The 18,087-nt window shown below is 65.3% G+C and carries 16 protein-coding genes; 8 read left to right on the forward strand and 8 right to left on the reverse strand.

The window, feature by feature from the left end; translation table 11 throughout:
- The first annotated feature begins 39 nt into the window (after positions 1–39).
- Genes AC3EDY_RS06545 through AC3EDY_RS06555 form a run of 3 tightly spaced genes read left to right on the forward strand, consistent with a single transcriptional unit; the run spans position 40 to position 3,328 of the window.
- Positions 40–1,368: a DUF58 domain-containing protein gene (locus tag AC3EDY_RS06545; RefSeq protein WP_488571676.1), complete on the forward strand. Its 1,329-nt coding sequence runs from the start codon at positions 40–42 to the stop codon at positions 1,366–1,368.
- Positions 1,365–2,414 (forward strand): stage II sporulation protein M, encoded by a 1,050-nt coding sequence (locus AC3EDY_RS06550; RefSeq protein WP_488571677.1) that lies wholly within the window; start codon positions 1,365–1,367, stop codon positions 2,412–2,414. The genes AC3EDY_RS06545 and AC3EDY_RS06550 overlap by 4 nt, the downstream gene beginning before the upstream one ends.
- Positions 2,414–3,328, forward strand: coding sequence for an RDD family protein (locus AC3EDY_RS06555; RefSeq protein WP_488571678.1), 915 nt, complete (start codon positions 2,414–2,416; stop codon positions 3,326–3,328). The genes AC3EDY_RS06550 and AC3EDY_RS06555 overlap by 1 nt, the downstream gene beginning before the upstream one ends.
- A 45-nt stretch (positions 3,329–3,373) precedes the next feature.
- Here the strand turns inward: AC3EDY_RS06555 and AC3EDY_RS06560 are convergent, their stop codons facing one another.
- Positions 3,374–4,573 carry an LL-diaminopimelate aminotransferase gene (locus tag AC3EDY_RS06560; protein WP_488571826.1) on the reverse strand — a complete coding sequence of 400 codons (1,200 nt, stop codon included), beginning with the start codon at positions 4,571–4,573 and terminating at the stop codon, positions 3,374–3,376.
- Positions 4,574–4,815: 242 nt separating this feature from the next.
- Between AC3EDY_RS06560 and AC3EDY_RS06565 the strand changes: the two genes are divergently transcribed.
- On the forward strand, positions 4,816–6,696 hold the full coding sequence (locus tag AC3EDY_RS06565; protein ID WP_488571679.1) for a PHA/PHB synthase family protein: 1,881 nt from the start codon (positions 4,816–4,818) through the stop codon (positions 6,694–6,696).
- 904 nt (positions 6,697–7,600) lie between these two features.
- Positions 7,601–8,035 carry a phasin family protein gene (locus AC3EDY_RS06570; RefSeq protein ID WP_488571680.1) on the forward strand — a complete coding sequence of 145 codons (435 nt, stop codon included), beginning with the start codon at positions 7,601–7,603 and terminating at the stop codon, positions 8,033–8,035.
- A 119-nt stretch (positions 8,036–8,154) separates the two neighbouring features.
- Here AC3EDY_RS06570 and AC3EDY_RS06575 read toward each other — a convergent pair whose 3' ends face one another.
- The 3 genes from AC3EDY_RS06575 to AC3EDY_RS06585 form a co-directional block, all read right to left on the reverse strand.
- On the reverse strand, positions 8,155–9,414 hold the full coding sequence (locus AC3EDY_RS06575; RefSeq protein ID WP_488571681.1) for an AI-2E family transporter: 1,260 nt from the start codon (positions 9,412–9,414) through the stop codon (positions 8,155–8,157).
- Positions 9,415–9,517: 103 nt separating this feature from the next.
- Positions 9,518–10,156 carry a sigma-70 family RNA polymerase sigma factor gene (locus tag AC3EDY_RS06580; protein WP_488571682.1) on the reverse strand — a complete coding sequence of 213 codons (639 nt, stop codon included), beginning with the start codon at positions 10,154–10,156 and terminating at the stop codon, positions 9,518–9,520.
- Entirely contained in the window at positions 10,149–10,307 is a 159-nt protein-coding gene (locus AC3EDY_RS06585; protein ID WP_488571683.1) for a NepR family anti-sigma factor, read from the reverse strand. Before AC3EDY_RS06585 ends, AC3EDY_RS06580 begins: the two co-directional genes overlap by 8 nt.
- Positions 10,308–10,751: 444 nt before the next feature.
- On the opposite strand from AC3EDY_RS06585, the gene AC3EDY_RS06590 reads away from it, so the two are divergent.
- Complete coding sequence (locus AC3EDY_RS06590; protein ID WP_488571684.1) at positions 10,752–12,455, forward strand: CHASE domain-containing protein; 1,704 nt, start codon at positions 10,752–10,754, stop codon at positions 12,453–12,455.
- An 80-nt stretch (positions 12,456–12,535) separates the two neighbouring features.
- Here AC3EDY_RS06590 and AC3EDY_RS06595 read toward each other — a convergent pair whose 3' ends face one another.
- Positions 12,536–13,336, reverse strand: a complete 801-nt coding sequence (locus AC3EDY_RS06595) for a response regulator (RefSeq protein ID WP_488571685.1) — start codon at positions 13,334–13,336, stop codon at positions 12,536–12,538.
- Between the two features lie 80 nt (positions 13,337–13,416).
- Positions 13,417–13,803 carry a response regulator gene (locus AC3EDY_RS06600; RefSeq protein ID WP_488571686.1) on the reverse strand — a complete coding sequence of 129 codons (387 nt, stop codon included), beginning with the start codon at positions 13,801–13,803 and terminating at the stop codon, positions 13,417–13,419.
- 168 nt (positions 13,804–13,971) lie between these two features.
- Here AC3EDY_RS06600 and AC3EDY_RS06605 point away from each other — a divergent pair, with 168 nt between their 5' ends.
- Entirely contained in the window at positions 13,972–14,784 is an 813-nt protein-coding gene (locus tag AC3EDY_RS06605) for a Crp/Fnr family transcriptional regulator (protein ID WP_488571687.1), read from the forward strand.
- A gap of 256 nt (positions 14,785–15,040) precedes the next feature.
- Here AC3EDY_RS06605 and AC3EDY_RS06610 read toward each other — a convergent pair whose 3' ends face one another.
- Together AC3EDY_RS06610 and AC3EDY_RS06615 are read right to left on the reverse strand one after the other, a co-directional pair.
- The gene (locus AC3EDY_RS06610; RefSeq protein ID WP_488571688.1) at positions 15,041–15,487 is read right to left on the reverse strand and encodes a response regulator; all 447 of its coding nucleotides are present in this window, start codon (positions 15,485–15,487) and stop codon (positions 15,041–15,043) included.
- 136 nt (positions 15,488–15,623) lie between these two features.
- Entirely contained in the window at positions 15,624–16,781 is a 1,158-nt protein-coding gene (locus AC3EDY_RS06615) for an N-acetyltransferase (RefSeq protein WP_488571827.1), read from the reverse strand.
- Positions 16,782–16,935: 154 nt separating this feature from the next.
- Here AC3EDY_RS06615 and AC3EDY_RS06620 point away from each other — a divergent pair, with 154 nt between their 5' ends.
- Positions 16,936–18,084, forward strand: a complete 1,149-nt coding sequence (locus tag AC3EDY_RS06620) for a fatty acid desaturase family protein (RefSeq protein ID WP_488571689.1) — start codon at positions 16,936–16,938, stop codon at positions 18,082–18,084.
- Positions 18,085–18,087: the final 3 nt, after the last annotated feature.

Raw genomic sequence — 18,087 nt, forward strand, 5'->3', positions numbered from 1 at the left:
GCGCACCCGATGCCGCGCCTGCGCTTTCCCTTCCGGCTCGTGTCCTGGCCGACGCTGGCGGTCTACCCGACGACGCGGGCGGTCATGCTGCTGGCGCTGACGGCGCCGGTCGGTCTGATGCTGGCCAGTCTTGCGCCCCAGGCCTGGATCGCCGCGCCGGCGGCGGGCGCCGCGCTTGTCGTGCTGGTGCTGCTCGATGCGCTGCTGGCGGGGCGTATGGACGGGATCGGCCTTTCGTGCCCCGACGATGCCGAAGTGGGCCAGCCTGTCGTCCTGACACTGACGGCAGCATTGCCTGCCGCACGCGCCGCGCCAACGGCGGCATTGGCCTGCGATCGACGCCTTGTCGAAGGCGGACGGACCAGTGTGGCGCTGTCGTACGACGGTGCCGGACACTGGCAGGGCCGCGTGGCCCTGGTGCCGATCCGGCGCGGCCAGGCCTCGATCGAAACGCTGTGGTTGCGCTGGACCGGCCCGCTGGGGCTGGGCCACCGCCAGGCGCGGCGCAACCTGGACCGGTCCATGCGCGTGTGGCCCGATATCAGCCCCGTGCGCAGCCCGGCCTTGCAGATATTCCTGCGTGACGCCGCCTTCGGCCTGGTGGCGCGGCGCATTCGTGGCGAAGGCAACGAGTTCGAAGCGCTGGCGGAATACGAACCGGGGATGGATCGCCGCCGTATCGATTGGAAGAGCTCGGCCCGGCACGCCCGGCTCTTTGCCCGGGAATACGAGACCGAGCGCAACAACCAGATCGTCTTTGCGTTCGATTGCGGGCAGGCGATGTCGGAACCGCTCGATGGTCTGGCACGGCTCGACCATGCCATCACGGCCGCGCTCACCACCGCCTGGGTGGCGCTCAAGGCGCAGGACCGGGTCGCGGTCTATGGTTTTGCCGCAAGGCCGCTGGCACTTTCGCCGTTCGTTGCCGCGCCGCGCGATTTCGCCCGCCTGCAACGCAGCGCAGCCGGGTTCGATTACCACGGCGAGGAACCCAATTTCACGTTCGCCATGGCCACCCTGGCCACGCGCCTGCAGCGTCGCTCGCTGATCGTGGTGTTTTCCGATTTCACCGATCCCACCAGTGCCGAACTGATGATCGAAAGCATGGGGCGCCTGCTCGAGAGGCACCGCATGCTGTTCGTGGTCATGGCCGATGTGGAGCTTTCCGGTCTTGCCACGGCAGACCCGGCAAATCTCGATGCCATGGCCCGCGCGGTAACCGCCACGGCCCTGCAGCGTCAGCGTGCGCTGGTGCTGCAACGCTTGCGGCAACTGGGCGTGCGCGTGGTCGAAGCGGGGCACGAATCGATCGGCACGCGCCTGATCGACGCCTATCTGGCGGTGAAACGGCAAGGGAGCCTGGGATGATCGCACGCTGGAAAGGGCGCAACGCCGTCCAGGATGCCGCTGTCGAAGCGGCGGCGCTGCGATCCGACCGTTTTCGCCAGGCGCGCGAAAACGATTGGCAGCGTCTCGAGACGATTGTCGCCCGGATCGAGGCGGGGCGCCTGCGCAAGCTTTCCGACGAAGACCTGCTGGCCTTGCCCGCGCTCTACCGGACCGCGGTGTCGAGCCTGGCGATCGCGCGCGAGACTTCGCTCGATGCGGCGCTCATCACGTATCTCGAAGGGTTGGCGCGGCGGGCCTGGTTTGCCGTCTATGGCCCGCGCGAAGGGCTGGGTGCGTGGTTGCGGCGCTTCTTTCTGGGCGGGTGGAGCGCAGCGGTACGCGCACTGGGCATCGATCTGCTCATCGCCCTTGCCGTGATGGTGCTGGGCACTGTGGTGGGATGGCTGCTGGTCGCGCAGAATGCCGACTGGTTCTACAGCCTGATGGGCGGCATGGGCGATGACGTGCGTGTTCCGGGTGCCAGCCGCGAAGCACTGCTGCAAACCCTGTTCGGCCACCAGGGCCAGAACAACCTTTCGGTCTTTGCCGCCTATCTGTTCAGCAACAATGCCCAGGTCTCGCTGTTCGCCTTTGCCCTGGGCTTTGCTTTCGGCATCCCGTCACTGCTGCTGCTGGTGCACAACACGGCCGGCCTCGGCGCGCTGCTGTGGCTCTATCATGGCCGGGGTTTGACGCTCGACCTGATCGGCTGGCTGGCGATCCACGGCACGACCGAGCTTTTCGCCATTCTTCTGGCCGGGGCGGCGGGCATTCACATCGGCCGCGCCATGGCTTTTCCCGGCGAAGCGCGGGTGCTCGATGCCGCGGCCACCGCCGGACGGCGGGCGGCGCAGGTCATGGTCGGGGTGGTGCTGATGCTGGTCCTCGCTGCGCTGCTCGAAGGGTTCGGCCGACAACTGGTGGATTCGACGCCCGCCCGCCTGATCATCGGCGGCGCGATGCTAGCCTGGTGGAGCGCCTATTTCCTTGCCTATCGACCGCTGCGCGAACGGAGCGGCGGCTGATGGCCCGCCGTGCCCGGCAGGATCGCCTGGCGGCCGACCGGCGCCGGCGCCTGGTGATCACGCCAGAAGGCGTGCCGCTGCCGTTCGTCATCGGCGCGCGCGGCGCACGGGCCCTGGCTCTGATTCTCGATCAGGTGCTGATCGTGGCGACGATGGCGGGGATATCGTACCTTGTTTTCGCACTGGCTCGCGCAATCAACCCGCAGACCGGCGACCGTGGCGATGTCGTGGGCAAGGTTGTGGCCGTTGCGTGGATCGTGGGCATGTTCCTGTTTCGCCATGTCTGGTTTCTCTACTTCGAACTCGGTCCGCGCGGCGCCACGCCGGGCAAGCGCATCCTTGGCCTGCGCGTGGCCGCGCGCGATGGCGGGCGGCTCACGACGGAAGCCGTGGTCGCGCGCAATCTGCTGCGCGATATCGAACTGACCCTGCCGCTGATTTTCTTCGTCACGGCGCTGGCCCAGGATGGCGATGCCGTGCTGGCCGGCTGGGCCGGGACCGCGTGGTTCCTGATTTTCGCGTTCTTCCCGTTTCTGAACCGCGATGCGCTGCGAGCGGGCGATGTGGTCGCCGGCACCTGGGTAGTGGAAGCCGGGCGCGAACGGCTCAAGGCCGCGCTATCCACCGCAGCCGCGGCGCAAGGGCATAGCGCGTTGACGCAGGCCCGCTATCAGTTCGGCGAGGCCGAGCTGTCGGTCTATGGCGAATACGAATTGCAGGTGCTGGAACGCGTCCTGCGCGACAATGCGCAGGACGCACTTGTCGAAGTTGCCGAGAGGATCTGCGCCAAGATCGGATGGCACAACGGCCGGGGCGACGAACGCGCTTTCCTCGAAGCCTATTACACCCAGCTGCGCGCCCGCCTCGAACGGGGCATGCGTTTCGGCCAGCGCAAGGCCGACAAGTTCTCGTGACAAGAGCACGGTTCCCCGACGCGGCCCCGTGCCCTTTGCCCCGGTTCAGGCGGCCGAAGCGTTGACGCCCATGCTGGTGAGGTAACGCTTGATGCTGCGCGCCGCCTGGCGCAGGCGCTGCTCGTTTTCCACCATGGCGATGCGCACGAAGCCCTCGCCATCCTCGCCGTACCCCACACCCGGCGCCACGGCGACCCCGGCATGGGTCAGCAACTGCTTGGAAAATTCCAGGCTGCCCATGTGCCGCAAGGCCGGCGGCAGGGGTGCCCAGGCAAACATCGAGGCGCGCGGGCTGGGAATGTCCCACCCGGCACGGCCGAACGCTTCGACCATAACGTCGCGCCGCTTCTGGTATAGCCGCCGGTTGTGCTCGACGATGTCCTGCGGCCCGTTTAGCGCGGCACAGGCCGCCGCCTGGATCGGCGTGAAAGCGCCGTAGTCGAGATAGGATTTGACGCGGGTCAGCGCCGCGATCAGGCGCTTGTTGCCCACGGCAAAGCCCACGCGCCAGCCGGCCATGGAATAGGTCTTGGACATCGAGGTGAATTCCACCGCCACGTCCTTGGCGCCGGGGACTTCCAGGATCGAGCGAGTCGGATTTCCGTCGAAATAGAGCTCGGAATAGGCAAGGTCGGACAGAATCCAGACGTTGTTTTCCCTGGCCCAGGCCACCAGCCGTTCGTAGAACGCCAGGTCTACCGTCTCGGCCGTGGGGTTGGACGGATAGTTGACGATCAGGATCGACGGACGTGGCACGGTAAAGGCCATCGCCCGGTCGAGCGATTCCCAATAGCGCGCGTCCGGGGTGGTGGGCACCGAACGGATCGTCGCCCCGGCGATGATGAAGCCGAACGTGTGGATCGGATAGGAAGGATTGGGGGCCAGCACCACGTCTCCGGGCGCGGTGATCGCGGTGGCCAGGCTGGCCAGCCCCTCCTTCGACCCCATGGTCATGACCACTTCGGTCTCCGGGTCCAGTTCCACGTTGAAGCGGTTGGCGTAATAGTTGGCCTGCGCCTTGCGGATGCCGGGAATGCCTTTCGATGCGGAATAGCCGTGGGCCGACGGCTTCTGCGCAACTTCGCACAGCTTTTCGATCACGTGCGCGGGCGGCGGCAGGTCGGGATTGCCCATGCCAAGGTCGATGATGTCCTGTCCGCTGGCGCGGGCTGCGGCCCGCATCGCGTTGACTTCGGCGATGACATAGGGCGGCAGGCGCTTGATGCGGTAGAACTCTTCTTCCACGGGCATGACTCGAATGCTTGCCGGCTGGATTGCCGGGATCGCTCCCTTACGCCAATCGATCCGCTTCGCCAATCATATGGGCCAATTGTATGCGCCAATCGCGCGGGCCAACGGCATGCGGCGCTGGCCTGCCGAGCGCCGGCACCGGTCGTCCCGACGCGAAGCGGCTTGCCCCGGTCGGCCGGGCGCGCGATAAAGAAGATACGTTCTGCCCACCCGCGTTCCAAGGGGACCTTGCGCCGATGCGCGAAACGGATGATGCCAAAGTGCCCGCCGCCCGCGACAGTGCCGTGTTCGAAGACCTGTTCCGCCTGCAGGCCGAAGCAATACAAGCCGTCGCCGCCCCGTTCCTGCCCACCGCCCATGCCAAGGCGCCGGACCCCAACGATCTTCAGCACTGGGCCATGTCCGGGGCCAAGCTGCAGAAAATGTGGCTCGATTTCATGGCGGAGCAGACCGCCGTGGCCGAGCCGACCTGGCTGCGCCTGGCCGATGGCACGCGCTGGAAGCAGCTGCTGGACGAATGGTTCACGACGATGCCGGTCGCCCAGGCCGAAACGCAGGGCCGGCTGTGGGACGAGAGCCTGCAATTGTGGAACCGGGTGATCGAACTCTATACCCCGCAGGCAGGCGCCGCGCAGATCGGGGTCGAGGCGCTGCCTCGCCGTGATCGCCGCTTTGCCGATCCGCGTTGGCGCGAGCAGCCCTGGTTTGCCCTGCTGCACCAGACCTATCTTCTGCTGGCCGAACGGCTGGAAGACATGGCGCAGGAGATTTCCGGGCTCGAGCCCGAACGCCACGCCCAGTTGCGGTTCGTGACGCGCCTTGTCACCGAATCGCTGTCACCGGCCAATTTTCCGATAACGAACCCGCTGGTGATCGAACGCACGCTCGAAACGCGTGGCGAAAACCTCGTCAAGGGCGTCGAACATCTGCTTGCCGATCTCAGGCGCGGGCAGCTCAGCCACACCGATGGCGAGGCTTTCGAAGTCGGCCGCAACATTGCCAACACGCCCGGCAAGGTGGTTTATGAAACGCCGCTGTTCCAGCTCATTCACTACACCCCTTCCACGGCCGAAGTCGCCACGCTGCCGCTGCTGATCTTTCCACCGTGGATCAACCGGTTCTACATCCTCGATCTCAATGCCAAGAAAAGTTTCGTGCGCTGGGCGATCGCCCAGGGCCTGAGCGTGTTCATGGTGTCGTGGAAATCGGCCGATGCCAGCCTGGCCGAGGTGACCATGGACGATTACGTGCGCGCCCAGATCGATGCGATCGAAGTGGTGCGCGCCCGGCTCGGGGTGCCGGCCGTCCATACCATCGGCTATTGCGTGGCCGGAACAACCCTTGCCGCCACGCTTGCCGTATTGGCCCGCCGCGGAGAGCAGGGCAAAGTGGCTTCGGCCACGTTCTTTACCGCCCAGGTGGATTTCAGCGAAGCGGGAGAGCTCTGCCATTTCATCGACGATGCTCAGCTGCGCTGGCTGGAAAGCCTGGAAACCGACGGCTACCTCGACGGGCGCTATCTGGCGGCGGCGTTCAACCTGTTGCGCGGGCCGGACCTGATCTGGAACTACGTGATCAACAACTATCTGCTGGGCGAAGACTATCCGGCCTTCGATCTGCTTTACTGGAACGGCGATACCACCAATCTGCCGGCGCGCTGGCACCGCGCCTATCTCGGCGATCTCTATCGCGACAACAAGCTGGTCGTGCCCGATGCGCTGTCTGCCGACGGAACCCCGGTCGATCTGCATCGCATCACGACGCCCTGCTATATCCAGGCCGGCCGCGAGGATCACATCGCGCCGGCCAACAGCGTGTGGAAATTCACCCGGCATCTTGGCGGCCCATGGAAATTCGTGCTCGCCGGGTCGGGCCATATCGCCGGCGTCGTCAATCCGCCGGCCGCTGGCAAGTATCAGTACTGGACGAACGCCAGCGATGTGACCAGCCTCGAAGCGTTCGTGGCCGGGGCACAGGAAACCAAAGGCAGCTGGTGGCCCGACTGGCGCGCCTGGCTGGCCGGTCTGGACGCGGAAACGGTTGCAGCCGACGGTGCCCGCATCCCCGGTGCCGATGCGATAGAGGACGCTCCCGGCCGTTATGTGCGCATGCGGTAATTATCTTTTGTTATAGACCCCGCATGCCCAGAAACCTTTGGCAATTACATCCAAGATGGATATTGTGCAGCGCACAAAAATCTTGACTTCGGTGCAGCTGTTTCTATTTTTGCAATGCAGCAGAAACAGGGTTCGGCCGCGCTGAGTCGGCCAGGCCTGAGTCGATCGAGCCCGGCTTTTTCGGTTTCCGGTCCCTGTCTTTGCGCAATGCAGGAGCCGTATTGCCATGGCCGACGAGACTTCGGACGAAGGGACGTTTTCCGTTACGTCGCCAAGCCCCGCCCCCAAGGCGGATGGCGCGTTGGGAAATGCCGTCCCCGTGCCGGGGGTAGCGCCGGCGAGTCCCGCGACCGAGCCGGAACAGGCGCCAACGGGACAGGGCAGGAAAGTCACCCGCCGCGCCCGTCTGCTCGCAACCACGGCAGAGGCTGAAGCGGCGCAGCCTGCCACCGCCGCTGCTCCGGTTCCTGCGCCAGCGCCAGAAGTACCTGTGGCAGAGCCCGCGCCTTTTGCAGAGCCCGTAGGGGCCGAAACCGCAGCGCCTGTGCAAGGAGCGCCGGCAGCCCCAGCGCCCGCCCCCGCCCGGGCCGGCAAGAAGTTGGCCCGCCGGGCGAGCCAGCCCGGAACAGCACGACCGGTCGCGGCCAAGCCGCTGCCAGTCAGAACGGCACCTGCCAAGCCGGTGCCGGCAAAGCCCACGGTGGCGGCAAAACCCAAGGCCGCTCTCGCAGCCCGCGTGATCGCCGCCGGGGCAAAGCCTGCAAAGTCCCCGTCCCCGGCCACGATCAGGCCCGGAACAGGCCTATCCACCGGCATCCCCCACGCGAAGGTGCCGGCCCCGTTTAAGAACCGCGTGACTAATGCTGCGGCCGCCGCCGCGGCTTCCAGGAAGGAATACTCGCTCATGAATACCGCCACCGAATTTTCCGACAAGTTCCAGTCCGCTTTCAGCGAAGCTTCCGACAAGGCCAAGACTGCTTTCGAAAAAAGCCAGGCCGCGTTCGGCGATGCCGGCGAATTCGCCAAGGGCAACGTCCAAGCCGTCGTGGAATCGAGCAAGATCCTGGCCGCCGGCATTCAGGAACTGACCAAGGGCTATGCCGAGGACAGCAAGCACGCCATCGAAGTGCTGACCGCCGAAATCAAGGAACTGGCAAGCGCCAAGTCGCCTACCGAATATCTCGAAAAGCAGACCGCTATGGTGCGCAAGCAGTTCGATGCCATGGTGGCCGCCAGCAGCAAGCATAGCGAAGCCATGCTCAAGCTGGCCAACGAAGCGTTCCAGCCAATTTCCAACCGTGTCAGCCTGGCTGTCGAAAAGATGAAGGTTGCCGCCTGATCGGCAACTGACAGGCCCTGTTCTGGAACGGGCACAGTCACGAAAAGGCAGCCGGTGCATACAGCCCGGCTGCCTTTTTCATTGGGACATTTTCATCTGGACGCACGTGCTTGCCGGCCTCAGGCGTCCTGCACCGTTCGCGGGCGCGCCAGCATGCCGGCATCATCGGCGGCGGTCCCTGCCATATCGGACCCCGCCATATCGGACCCCGCCATATCGGGATCGTTCGGGTCATCCTGCAAGACGAGGCCAGGCTGGAACAGCGGCTCGCCAAACAGGAAGCCAACCAGGTTGGGCCGTCCCAGGTGATCGACCAGCGCGGTCAACGTCAACAGGATCGGTACTGACAGCAAAGCGCCCAGCGCGCCCCATATCCACGAGAAATAGCTGATCGAAACCAGAATCGACACGGGGTTGAGCGTCAGCCGCGCGCCTAGTACCGATGGCGTGACGAAGTTGGCTTCCACCGCGTGCAGGCCCAGAAAAGCCAGTGCCGGCAGAATGCCCAGCGCGACCGTGCTTGCCGTGCCCACACCCACCAGAGTCAGCAGGGCGATCATCACCAGCGGCCCGACATAGGGCAGGAAATTGAGAACGAACGCCAGGCCGCCCCACATGACCGGCGCCGCAAAGCCGAAGGCCCAGGCCCCGCCTGCCACGATTGCGCCCACCCCCAGGTTGATCTGCGCCACGGTAAGGATGTATGACGCCACGCGATCCTGCACCGCGCGGATCACGCGGGCGATGCGCACCGATGCGCCAAAGCTGTGCCGTTCGAACAGCAGGCGCCGCTTGGTACGGATGCGCGATTCGATCATGAAGAACGTGAGCAGCAGCGTCAGCAATACTTCGATCAGCACGCTGGGCGTGGCAAAGGCCACCTGTTCGATCACCGAAGGCGTCGCCACCACTACTTCGCGGGTCGTGGCATGGCCGGTCAACCGGGCGATCTGACGGTTGAGATCGCTCATCCACGAAAGATTGCTGCGCAGTTCGGCGAACCGCAAGGTGACCTTGCGCATCATGGCAGGAACCTGATCAACCATGTCATAGGCTGGCTGCAGGATCAGCGAAAGCGCCACGACGACCACCGCAATCAGCAGGATCACGGCCAGGAAAGACGCCAGCGTATTGGGCAGACCCAGGCGTACCATGCGGTCGGCCGCCGGCGCGAGCACGATCGTCAGCACGATGGCCGTCACCGGCGGCAGGAACACCACTGCACCGATCGAAAGAACGAACGGCAACGCCAGGAACAGACCCAACCCCAGCACGAGTAGGATGGCTGATTGCAGCCGCGCCTGCTGGGTTTGCAGGCATGGCTCCGCCACGGGATCGACGTGCGGGGCAGGAAAAGGATCGGAATCGGTTCGTGACACGGGCACGGCCTGGAAGGAATGGCGGTGATTCGCCGGCTGTCCGTCTTGGGCCTGCCCCCCCGCGCAATCAAGAGGCAGCGATCGTTCTGTCGCCGCGCGGCGCTCAATGCCCCGATTGCACCGTGCTGTCGAGCTCGTGCATGATCGCATCGTGCGCCACGCCGTCATCGGTGCTGCGGCGCGGGAGTTGTCCGGTGTCGATCATCTGGGCCAGCGCCGCCCTCGCCCGGCCGACGCGGCTCTTGATCGTGCCGACGGCGCACTGGCAGATCTGTGCGGCTTCTTCATAGGAAAAGCCCCCCGCTCCCACCAGCAGCAGCGCTTCGCGTCGTTCGGGCGGCAAGGTCAGCAAGGCACGGTGCATGTCGGAAAGATGCAGCGGGCTTTCCTGGCCGGCCGGCGCAACCAGCACGCGTTCCGCCACCGTTTCGTCGTATTCGGCGCGAAACCGGTTGCGGCGCATGTCGGTCAGATAAGCGTTGCGCAAGATCACGAACGTCCACGCCCGCATCGAGGTGCCCGGTTCGAACCGTTCCTGCGCCGCCCAGGCCTTGAGCAGCGTTTCCTGCACCAGATCGTCGGCGAGATCGGGCCGGCCGCACAAGCCCCGGGCAAAAGCGCGCAGATGCGGGATCACCCCTGTCAATTCGCGCTTGAATGCTGCGGCATTGGATGAGGTGGCTGTCGTCAGGGCGGCGGTTTCGCCTGTGGGTTCCGCCGGCGGGCCAAGCGCATCAGCCATGCGCATCGCCGTCCAGCTTGTCGAGCAGTTGCGCGAAGCTGTCAGGCAAAGGCTCCTCCACGACGGAATCATAAAGGCGACGCAAACCATCGGCCCACTCGGGCGACTTGGCCCGGCCGCTGGCGCGGCGTCGGGTCCCCAGGCTTTTCATAGGCTTATCTTTCGACATTCGCTTTCGGCCACGCCTCCCTATGGGTCGTCGCAAGATTTGAACCGGCCGCCATTGCCGACGGAACCAACATGCATACCCATAGGGCCGCCGGAATCACAGGGTGCCCGGTGTCTCGGGTGATCGCCAAAGGAACGAAATCGGTTGTGATCGGTTCCCATCTCCATGCGCTTTTCTTGGCCTTTTCCGGGCGAATGTCGCGTGCGCGCATGCAGGCACCGCCGCGCCGCCCCGTGCCATTGCCCGTGCCACCTCCCGTGCCACCCGATGCCGTCAGCAAGGCAATGACCGGGACCATCGAATGCACGGCCCGTTGGGCACCGGCGCTTGCGCCGCGCGTTGCATCGGGCATGATCGTATCCGGGGTATCGCATGCGTAATGCGGCGTCGCGTCGGAACGGCACAACAAAGGGATCGCCCGGGCACGTGGAAAAACTGCTGTCCCAGAAAAATCTTGCCCCGCGGTGGTACGAACGATTTCCCCGGGCCGTGCCCGTGGGCATTTTCGCCCTGACCATGGCGATCACCACGATCAGCGTCTATGCGATCGAACGCGCCGATCGTCAGCGCGAGGTCGCCCAGCTCGACAAGATCGCCCAGGAGATATCGTCGGGGCTGGAACGGCGGGCCAATGGCAACGCGGCCTATCTGCGCTCGGCAGCCGCGCTGTTCGCAACGCAGCGGTCGGTCGATTCATCCCAGTTCCGCTCGTTCGTCGGGCAATTGCAGATGGAAGGTGCTGCCAGCGGAGTCAACGGCATCGGCTGGGGCATGCGTGTCGCCAGCCAGGACGTGCCCATGGTCGAGCGCGTTATGCGCCATGGCCTTGCACGTCAGAATACGCCGGGCAATCTCAGGGCACCGGCCTTTGCCGTCCGGCCCCGCGATTACGCGGAGCGCGGCTATGCCGTGCCAGTGATGTACCTGGTGCCCGAAACGGCGTCCAACCGCCATTCGATAGGGTTCGACATGGCGAGCGACCCGGCGCGCCGCACGGCGATGGACCGCGCCGAACTGCTGGAACGGCCGATCGTTTCGGGCAGACTGCGCCTGATCAGGGGCGGCCGGCTCAGCCATGATGTCGGCTTTGTCATGTATATGCCGGTGTTCGGTGCCAGCCGCGACGATGGCAGCCGCATCCTGCGCGGTTTTGTGTTCACGCCTTTTGTCGCAGGCGATTTCCTGCGGGCGTCGATCCCGCGCGATCCCGATGCGCCGTTGGGCGTGCGCCTTTACGACGGGACAGACAGCGCGGCGAGCCTGCTCGCCCAGGACCGGCCCGAAATCCGCTCGGGCCGGACGGTACGGCGCTGGGTGGAAGTGGCCGGGCGCCGCTGGCTGCTGGTCGTGGACGCGCCCCCCGCGCTGATGCTCAGCCTGCTTTCGATGATGACCTTGCTGTTCGGCCTGTTGGTGGCGACCCTGCTTCTGGTGCTGGCCCGGCTGGTGACACAGCAGGTGGCCGAAGACCGCATGGCGCTCGCGTGGTTCGAACAGCAATCCTCGATCCGCGATTCACTGACGCGCGAACTCAACCACCGCGTCAAGAACACACTGGCCAACGTGCTGTCGATCATCGCGCTCACCCGCCGCCGCGCCGGCGATCTCGACAGCTTTGTCGAAAGCCTGGAAGGCCGGATCCGCGCCCTTTCGGCAACGCACGATCTGCTCACGCAGTCGGACTGGGGGGCAACGCCCATTGCTTTGGTCGTGAAAGCGGAACTGGCGCCCTATGCGCAAAGCGCGGATCGTCATGTCGATATCGCCGGGCCGGACGTTTTGCTGGCGCCGAACGATGCGTTGTCGCTGGGCCTGGCGATTCACGAACTGGCCACCAACGCCGCCAAATACGGCGCGCTCAGCGTGCCTGGCGGGCGCGTCGACGTGCGCTGGGAATTGGCGAGCGAAACGACGGCGCGCATTTTCTGGCGCGAACATGGCGGCCCGCCGATCGATCCCGGCGCCGCGCGCAAACGCGGCTTCGGCACCGATCTTATCGAAAAGATCGTGGCGCACGAATTGCGCAACCCGGTGGACCTGCGTTTCGAGCCCGACGGCGTGCGCTGCACGCTTATCATTCCCGTGCGCCAGCGCGGCTCGTTCGCCATTCGCGAAGGCGCTGCGGCCTGACGAGCGCGGCATGTACGAAGGCCGGGCACAAGGGCCCGGCCTTTGGAAAAACGGTGCCTGAAACGATCGGGCCGGAAAAATCAGATCAGGGGACGGCTCGATCCGAAGAACAGCGCCTGGCTGATCGCGGCACGCACCGTGGCCTCCTGGAACGGCTTGGTGATCAGATAGGTCGGCTCCGGGCGGTTGCCGGTCAGCAGGCGTTCGGGATAGGCGGTGATGAAAATCACCGGCACGTCCACCAGCTTCAGAATGTCGTCCACCGCATCGAGGCCTGAAGAACCGTCGGCCAGCTGGATGTCGGCCAGGACCAGCCCGGGCGTTTCGCGCCCCGCGATCTCGCGCGCCTGGGTGCGGGTGGCGGCCATGCCACACACATCGTGGCCCAGCGAACGCACGAGGTCTTCCAACTGCATCGAAATCAGCGGCTCGTCTTCGATGATGAGCACGGTGGTGGTCGATTCGCGGTCGATTTCCTCGATCGCTTCCTGCACCAGCGCCTCCACGTCGGCCGGCGAGCGCTCAAGGATCTCGGCAACTTCCGGCACCGAGAAATCTTCGAGCGTGACCAGCAGCAAGGCCTGACGATTGGCGGGCGTGATCTGCGACAGGCGTTCCTGCGCCGCGGTTTCGTGCAGGCTCAAGTCGCCGCTGCCGGAATGATCGACCGTGTCGACAAAAGCGCTCGACCAGACCTTGTTGAACGCGCGATAAAGCGCCACGCGGCCTTCGCCGATGGCGCTGCGCAACGTCTCGTCCGCAAGCGCGGCTTCAAGCGTCGCGCGCACGAAAGCATCGCCGGTCTGCTGGCTACCGGTCAGTGCCCGGGCATAGCGGCGCAGATAGGGAAGATTGGTAGCTACTTTGGCGCCCAGCGACATTTAAACCCCTTCCTGGATACGCAATGCACCCCTAAATGCCTTAGCGCAATTTCGGTTCCCGGGCCAGCCGCGGGTTTGTTTCAGGCGCGCGTGGCGCTCCCTTTATCGTGGCGCCGGCCGGAAACCGCATCGGCCCAATCGGCAAGCCGCCAGACACCGGCCGGCTTGGGAAAGCGCGGCACCCGGGCCAGTTCGGCCGGGATGACACCCGAGTCCGCCCCGGAAATCAGCGCCACGGGACAGCCCCGGTCGATAAGCTGCAGCGCGAGCGGCGCGGCGCTGCCATCGGGCAGGCGCAGGTCAAGCAGCGCCGCCCGCGGCACGCCGTCGGCCAGCAGGCTTTCGGCTTCGGCAAGATCGACGGCGACAACCACCCGATGCCCCCGCCCGACAAGTTCGTCCTCGATTTCCATGGCGACCAATACGTTATCTTCCAGTACCAGCAGGTAATCGGCAATCATCGGCATGTGCTCCATCGCGGCGATGGCACAGCGGCCACGACAGCCGCGCGGCGTACCCGGGAACCGGGAACCCGTTTGTGTCATTTGACATTACCGCGCCGGCGCGGCCTTCGGCCGTCCGGCGCACCGACGCGACGAACCGATGAAATGTGCTGGCGGGCACAAAACAGGAGCATGACGGGCATGTACAAGGGCGGCGGCAGCAGTACGGGGGGCGGGGGCCGATACCCCGCAGACATACGCGCGCACAACCAGCCATGCCGGACCTGTCCGCTGCGCGACCAACCGGGCCTGGCAGCGCCCGATGCCATGCAGCGCGAATGGATAGAAAGCCATCGCAGCGGGGAACGAACAGTGCAGCGTGGCGAGGATGTCCTGCGCCAGGGCGCGCCGGGTGACCGGCTATTCACGCTGCTCGATGGCGTTCTCATGCGCTATCGCCTGCTGGAAGACGGACGACGCCAGGTGGTGAACGTGATGTTCCCGGGTGACCTGGTCGGCCTCCAGGCAGCGTTCGACGGCGAAATGAACCATGGCATCGTGGCGCTTACCGACGCGCGCCTGTGCCTGTTCCCGCGGGATCGTTTCCTGGATCTGGTCACGGCCCATCCGCGCTTTGCCTATGACGTGATCTGGTTGGCCGCGCGCGAGGAAGACGCGCTGGAACAGCATCTCGTTGCCCTGGGCCAGCGTTCGGCGCGCGAGCGCGTGGCCTATCTGGCGCTGTGGCTGATCGAGCGCGGTCTGCAGACCGGCCTGCTGCACGAAAGCGCCGGCCCTGCCGTCCTCCCGGTGGCTTTCAACCAGGGCCAGGTCGCCGACATGCTCGGCCTGTCGCTGGTCCATACCAACCGGACGATGCAAGCCCTGCGCAAGGCAGGGCATGTCGATTGGGGCAGCAACGCCATTCGCATTCCCGATCTTGCCGCAGTGCGATCGCTGCTCGGCTTCGACTCTCACGGGCTTCCGAAAAGGCCCTACATCTAAGGCGGATAAGTGGCCCAAACCGGCCCAGGCCGGGCGTTTCCCGTACCGGACAAAAAAATCCAAAAAAGTTTGGTTGGTAGGGAACCGATGCCGATGTGCCCCGTTGAAGGCATGTCACCGCCGAGACCCCCCCTCCCGTCCAAGCGGCTGGTGATACGATCCCGAAGGCCTCCGCCAATCCCCGGCGGAGGCCTTTTTCGTAGGCCTGCGGCCCGAGCGCCTGTTTGTGGCTATATGCGTTTGCGCGGCTTTGCGTTTACGGCGTCAAGGCATTGCGCAGCCGGCCCAGCAGGCCGGGATGGCGCCCATGGCGCCGCGCCAGACGCGCCAGCGCATCGGGTGCAAAGGGCTTGGGCAGGACATGGCCCATTTCGGCGACGTGAAGCGGAATCCGTTCCGGCATGGCCGTTGCAAATACGATCAACGGGGGCACCGGGCTCAGTGCGACGGCGAGTTCCGCGAGCGCCCAGCCATCGTCCCGATCGGCCAGTTGCACATCGAGTATCAGGATCGTGGGGCGCAGACGCTTCATCTCGGCCAGCGCCACCGCTGTCGTACTGCAGATCGCCACGTCATCGGCGCCGGCTTGTTCCAGCGTTTCGGCGATAGTCAGCGCCACGATCATCTCGTCTTCGACTACCAGCGCATTGCCGAGCCCGCCTGGCGAACCGGACATGGCGCCGGGTTGTTCCGGCTGCTGCATCGCCAGTGATCCTTTTTCGCCAGACCGCCCGCTATCAGAGGGCGGGCGGGCCGGTATGGCAAAGCGCTACCGGTTCCAGCCCCTACAACGCACGATCATTTGCACCGTTCCCGCCGGTTGGCCGGGTACGCCGGCCCTACAGCATGCGTTCGTAGATCGTGTAACGCTTGTTGACGTGGCTATCGATCGCATCGGCGATCGCGATCATCCCCTGGTTATCGTCGAGAATCCAGCCGATCTCCCCGCGCGAGGCGCCATATCGCGTCACCGAATTGCGGCGGATATATTCGATCATCATGAACGCCAGTTGGCTCGCCAGGCGCGAGGATTGCAGCTTCTTGCGCACGCCCATCAACGGCACGCGCATGGTCCGCACCCGCGGCCTGTTCAGCCAGCGCAGCAGCTTGATCCAGTTGAACGGGAACAGCTTGCCGCCCATCGGCTTGAGCGCCTCGTTCAGGTCGGGCAGCGTCATCATGAAAGCGACCGGCTCGCCTTCGTATTCGGCCACCATGATCAGGTCCTCGCGGACGATCGGTTTGAATTTCTTGCCGGCATAGGCGATCTCGGTCTCGGTAAACGGGACGAAGCCCCAGTTGTCGGACCAGGCATCGTTGAGGATGTCCAGAATGATCGCCGCTTCGCTGTCGAACTTGCTCTTGTCCACGTCACGAATGCGGATCTTGGCGTTCTTTTCGCCCGATTGCACGATGCGCTGGATCAGCGGCGGAAATTCCTTCTTGATATCAAGTTCATAGGTCAGCAGTTGCTTGGCCGGCGCATAAGGCAGCGCTTCGATATAACGCTGATACCGTTCGGGCTGGTGGCCCATCATCACCGTCGGCGGATGGTCGAAGCCCTGCGTCAACTGCCCCGGCTCTTCCCAGATCGACATCGACAGCGGCGCCAGCACCCGGGTGATTCCCTTGCCGCGCAGCCATTCCTCGGCCCGCGCGATCAGCGCGTGGGCAACGCTCTCGTCCTCGGCTTCCAGCAGGCCCCAGTTGCCCGTGCCCGGCCCCATGCCCTGCACGGGGTCCATGGCCACGGCCAGGTGATCGATATGGGCGGAAATGCGGCCCACGATGCGGCGATCGCGGCGGGCCAGGAACAACTGCACGTCGGCATGCTCGAAAAACGGGTTCTTGCCAGGCGTGATCAGCTCCATCGCTTCCATGCGCAGCGGCGGCACCCAGCTGGGGTCGGCCGCGTTGAGGCGATAGGCCAGATCGACAAAGGCGGAACGTTCGGCCTTGCCTGCAACGGGAGTGATGACTACTTCACCTGCCACGATATCGCCTTTGTTTCGAGTTAGACACGCGCTGCTGCGGATGCCTGCGGCGCTAGCCGGTGACTTGTCAAGCCGGCATGGTCCGTGCGGGCCGGCAAACACGCTTCGGGCATGCCATACGCCCGATTAACATGGGTTTCTTGGAACCGTTTCTGTCATGCTTGTGACCGACCTTCTTGATCAGCCCGGCCTCGATCGGCCCGGTGTTGCCGCCCCCCCGCCGATGCGGGCTGGAAACCCGGCCTTGCGCGCCGCAGACCTTGCCGCCACGCCCGAGGACAAGGCCATGCTGCGCGCCGCTGTCGATCTGACGCGTGACCTAACCCGCGCGCGCCCTGGCGTCTACTGGCCAGACATGCTCATCGCGTCGCTTGTCGGGTACGGTGCGCTGGGCCTGGCGATCGCCACCGCGCAGCGCGGCGGCAATTGGGGCGCGGTCGTTGCCCTGGGCGTTCTTTCCGCCCTGGCGCTTTATCGCGCACTGCTGTTCATTCACGAGTTGACCCATATTCATCGCGATGCGCTGCCGGGCTTCCGCTTTGCATGGAATCTCGTTGTCGGCATTCCCATGCTGATGCCTTCGTTCATGTACGAAGGCGTCCACCCGCTGCATCACTCGCGCATCCGCTATGGCACGGCCGACGATCCGGAATATCTGCCCCTGGCGCTGATGAAGCCATGGTCGCTGCCGGTTTTCACGGCAACGGCAGTGCTGCTGCCGCTTGGCCTGCTGCTGCGTTCCGCCGTGCTGGTGCCGCTCGGCGCGATCGTGCCGCCGCTACGCACGCTGGTGTGGGAGCGCGCTTCCTCGCTGTCCATCAACCCCGCATTCCGCCGGCGCAAGCCCGAGGGCGAACTGGCCCGCATGGTGTTCTGGCAGGAACTCGGCGCATGCCTGTGGGCCTGGGCTTTGCTGGCATGGTCGGCCACGCAGGGCTGGCTGCCGCTTTGCATTGCCGTCGGCGTCGTTTCGCTTGCCGCGCTGCTCAACCAGGTGCGCACCCTGGTGGCGCATCTGTGGGAGAACGAGGGCGAGCAGATGAGCGTGACCGGGCAATACCTGGACTCGGTCAACGTGCCGCCGCCGGGCCTCCTGGGCGCGCTGTGGGCGCCGGTGGGGCTGCGCTATCACGCCCTGCATCACCTGCTGCCCTCGATGCCCTATCACGCGCTGGGCGAATGCCACCGTCGCCTGCGGGCGCATCTGGGCGTGCAATCCACTTACGAGCGGGGCAATCATGCCGGCCTGTGGCCGCTGCTGGCGCGGCTGGTGCGCGCGACAATGGGCGCGCGCCAGCAGGGCTGACGG

Source organism: Novosphingobium sp. DS6-6, from assembly GCF_057784975.1.

Coding starts and splice junctions, on each gene's coding strand:
- AC3EDY_RS06550 (WP_488571677.1), top strand. CDS start 1,365: ATGATCGCACGCTGGAAAGGGCGCAACGCCGTCCAGGATGCCGCTGTC.
- AC3EDY_RS06570 (WP_488571680.1), top strand. CDS start 7,601: ATGAATACCGCCACCGAATTTTCCGACAAGTTCCAGTCCGCTTTCAGC.
- AC3EDY_RS06595 (WP_488571685.1), bottom strand. CDS start 13,336: ATGTCGCTGGGCGCCAAAGTAGCTACCAATCTTCCCTATCTGCGCCGC.
- AC3EDY_RS06620 (WP_488571689.1), top strand. CDS start 16,936: ATGCTTGTGACCGACCTTCTTGATCAGCCCGGCCTCGATCGGCCCGGT.
- AC3EDY_RS06580 (WP_488571682.1), bottom strand. CDS start 10,156: ATGGCTGATGCGCTTGGCCCGCCGGCGGAACCCACAGGCGAAACCGCC.
- AC3EDY_RS06605 (WP_488571687.1), top strand. CDS start 13,972: ATGACGGGCATGTACAAGGGCGGCGGCAGCAGTACGGGGGGCGGGGGC.
- AC3EDY_RS06585 (WP_488571683.1), bottom strand. CDS start 10,307: ATGAAAAGCCTGGGGACCCGACGCCGCGCCAGCGGCCGGGCCAAGTCG.
- AC3EDY_RS06610 (WP_488571688.1), bottom strand. CDS start 15,487: ATGCAGCAGCCGGAACAACCCGGCGCCATGTCCGGTTCGCCAGGCGGG.
- AC3EDY_RS06600 (WP_488571686.1), bottom strand. CDS start 13,803: ATGCCGATGATTGCCGATTACCTGCTGGTACTGGAAGATAACGTATTG.
- AC3EDY_RS06565 (WP_488571679.1), top strand. CDS start 4,816: ATGCGCGAAACGGATGATGCCAAAGTGCCCGCCGCCCGCGACAGTGCC.
- AC3EDY_RS06555 (WP_488571678.1), top strand. CDS start 2,414: ATGGCCCGCCGTGCCCGGCAGGATCGCCTGGCGGCCGACCGGCGCCGG.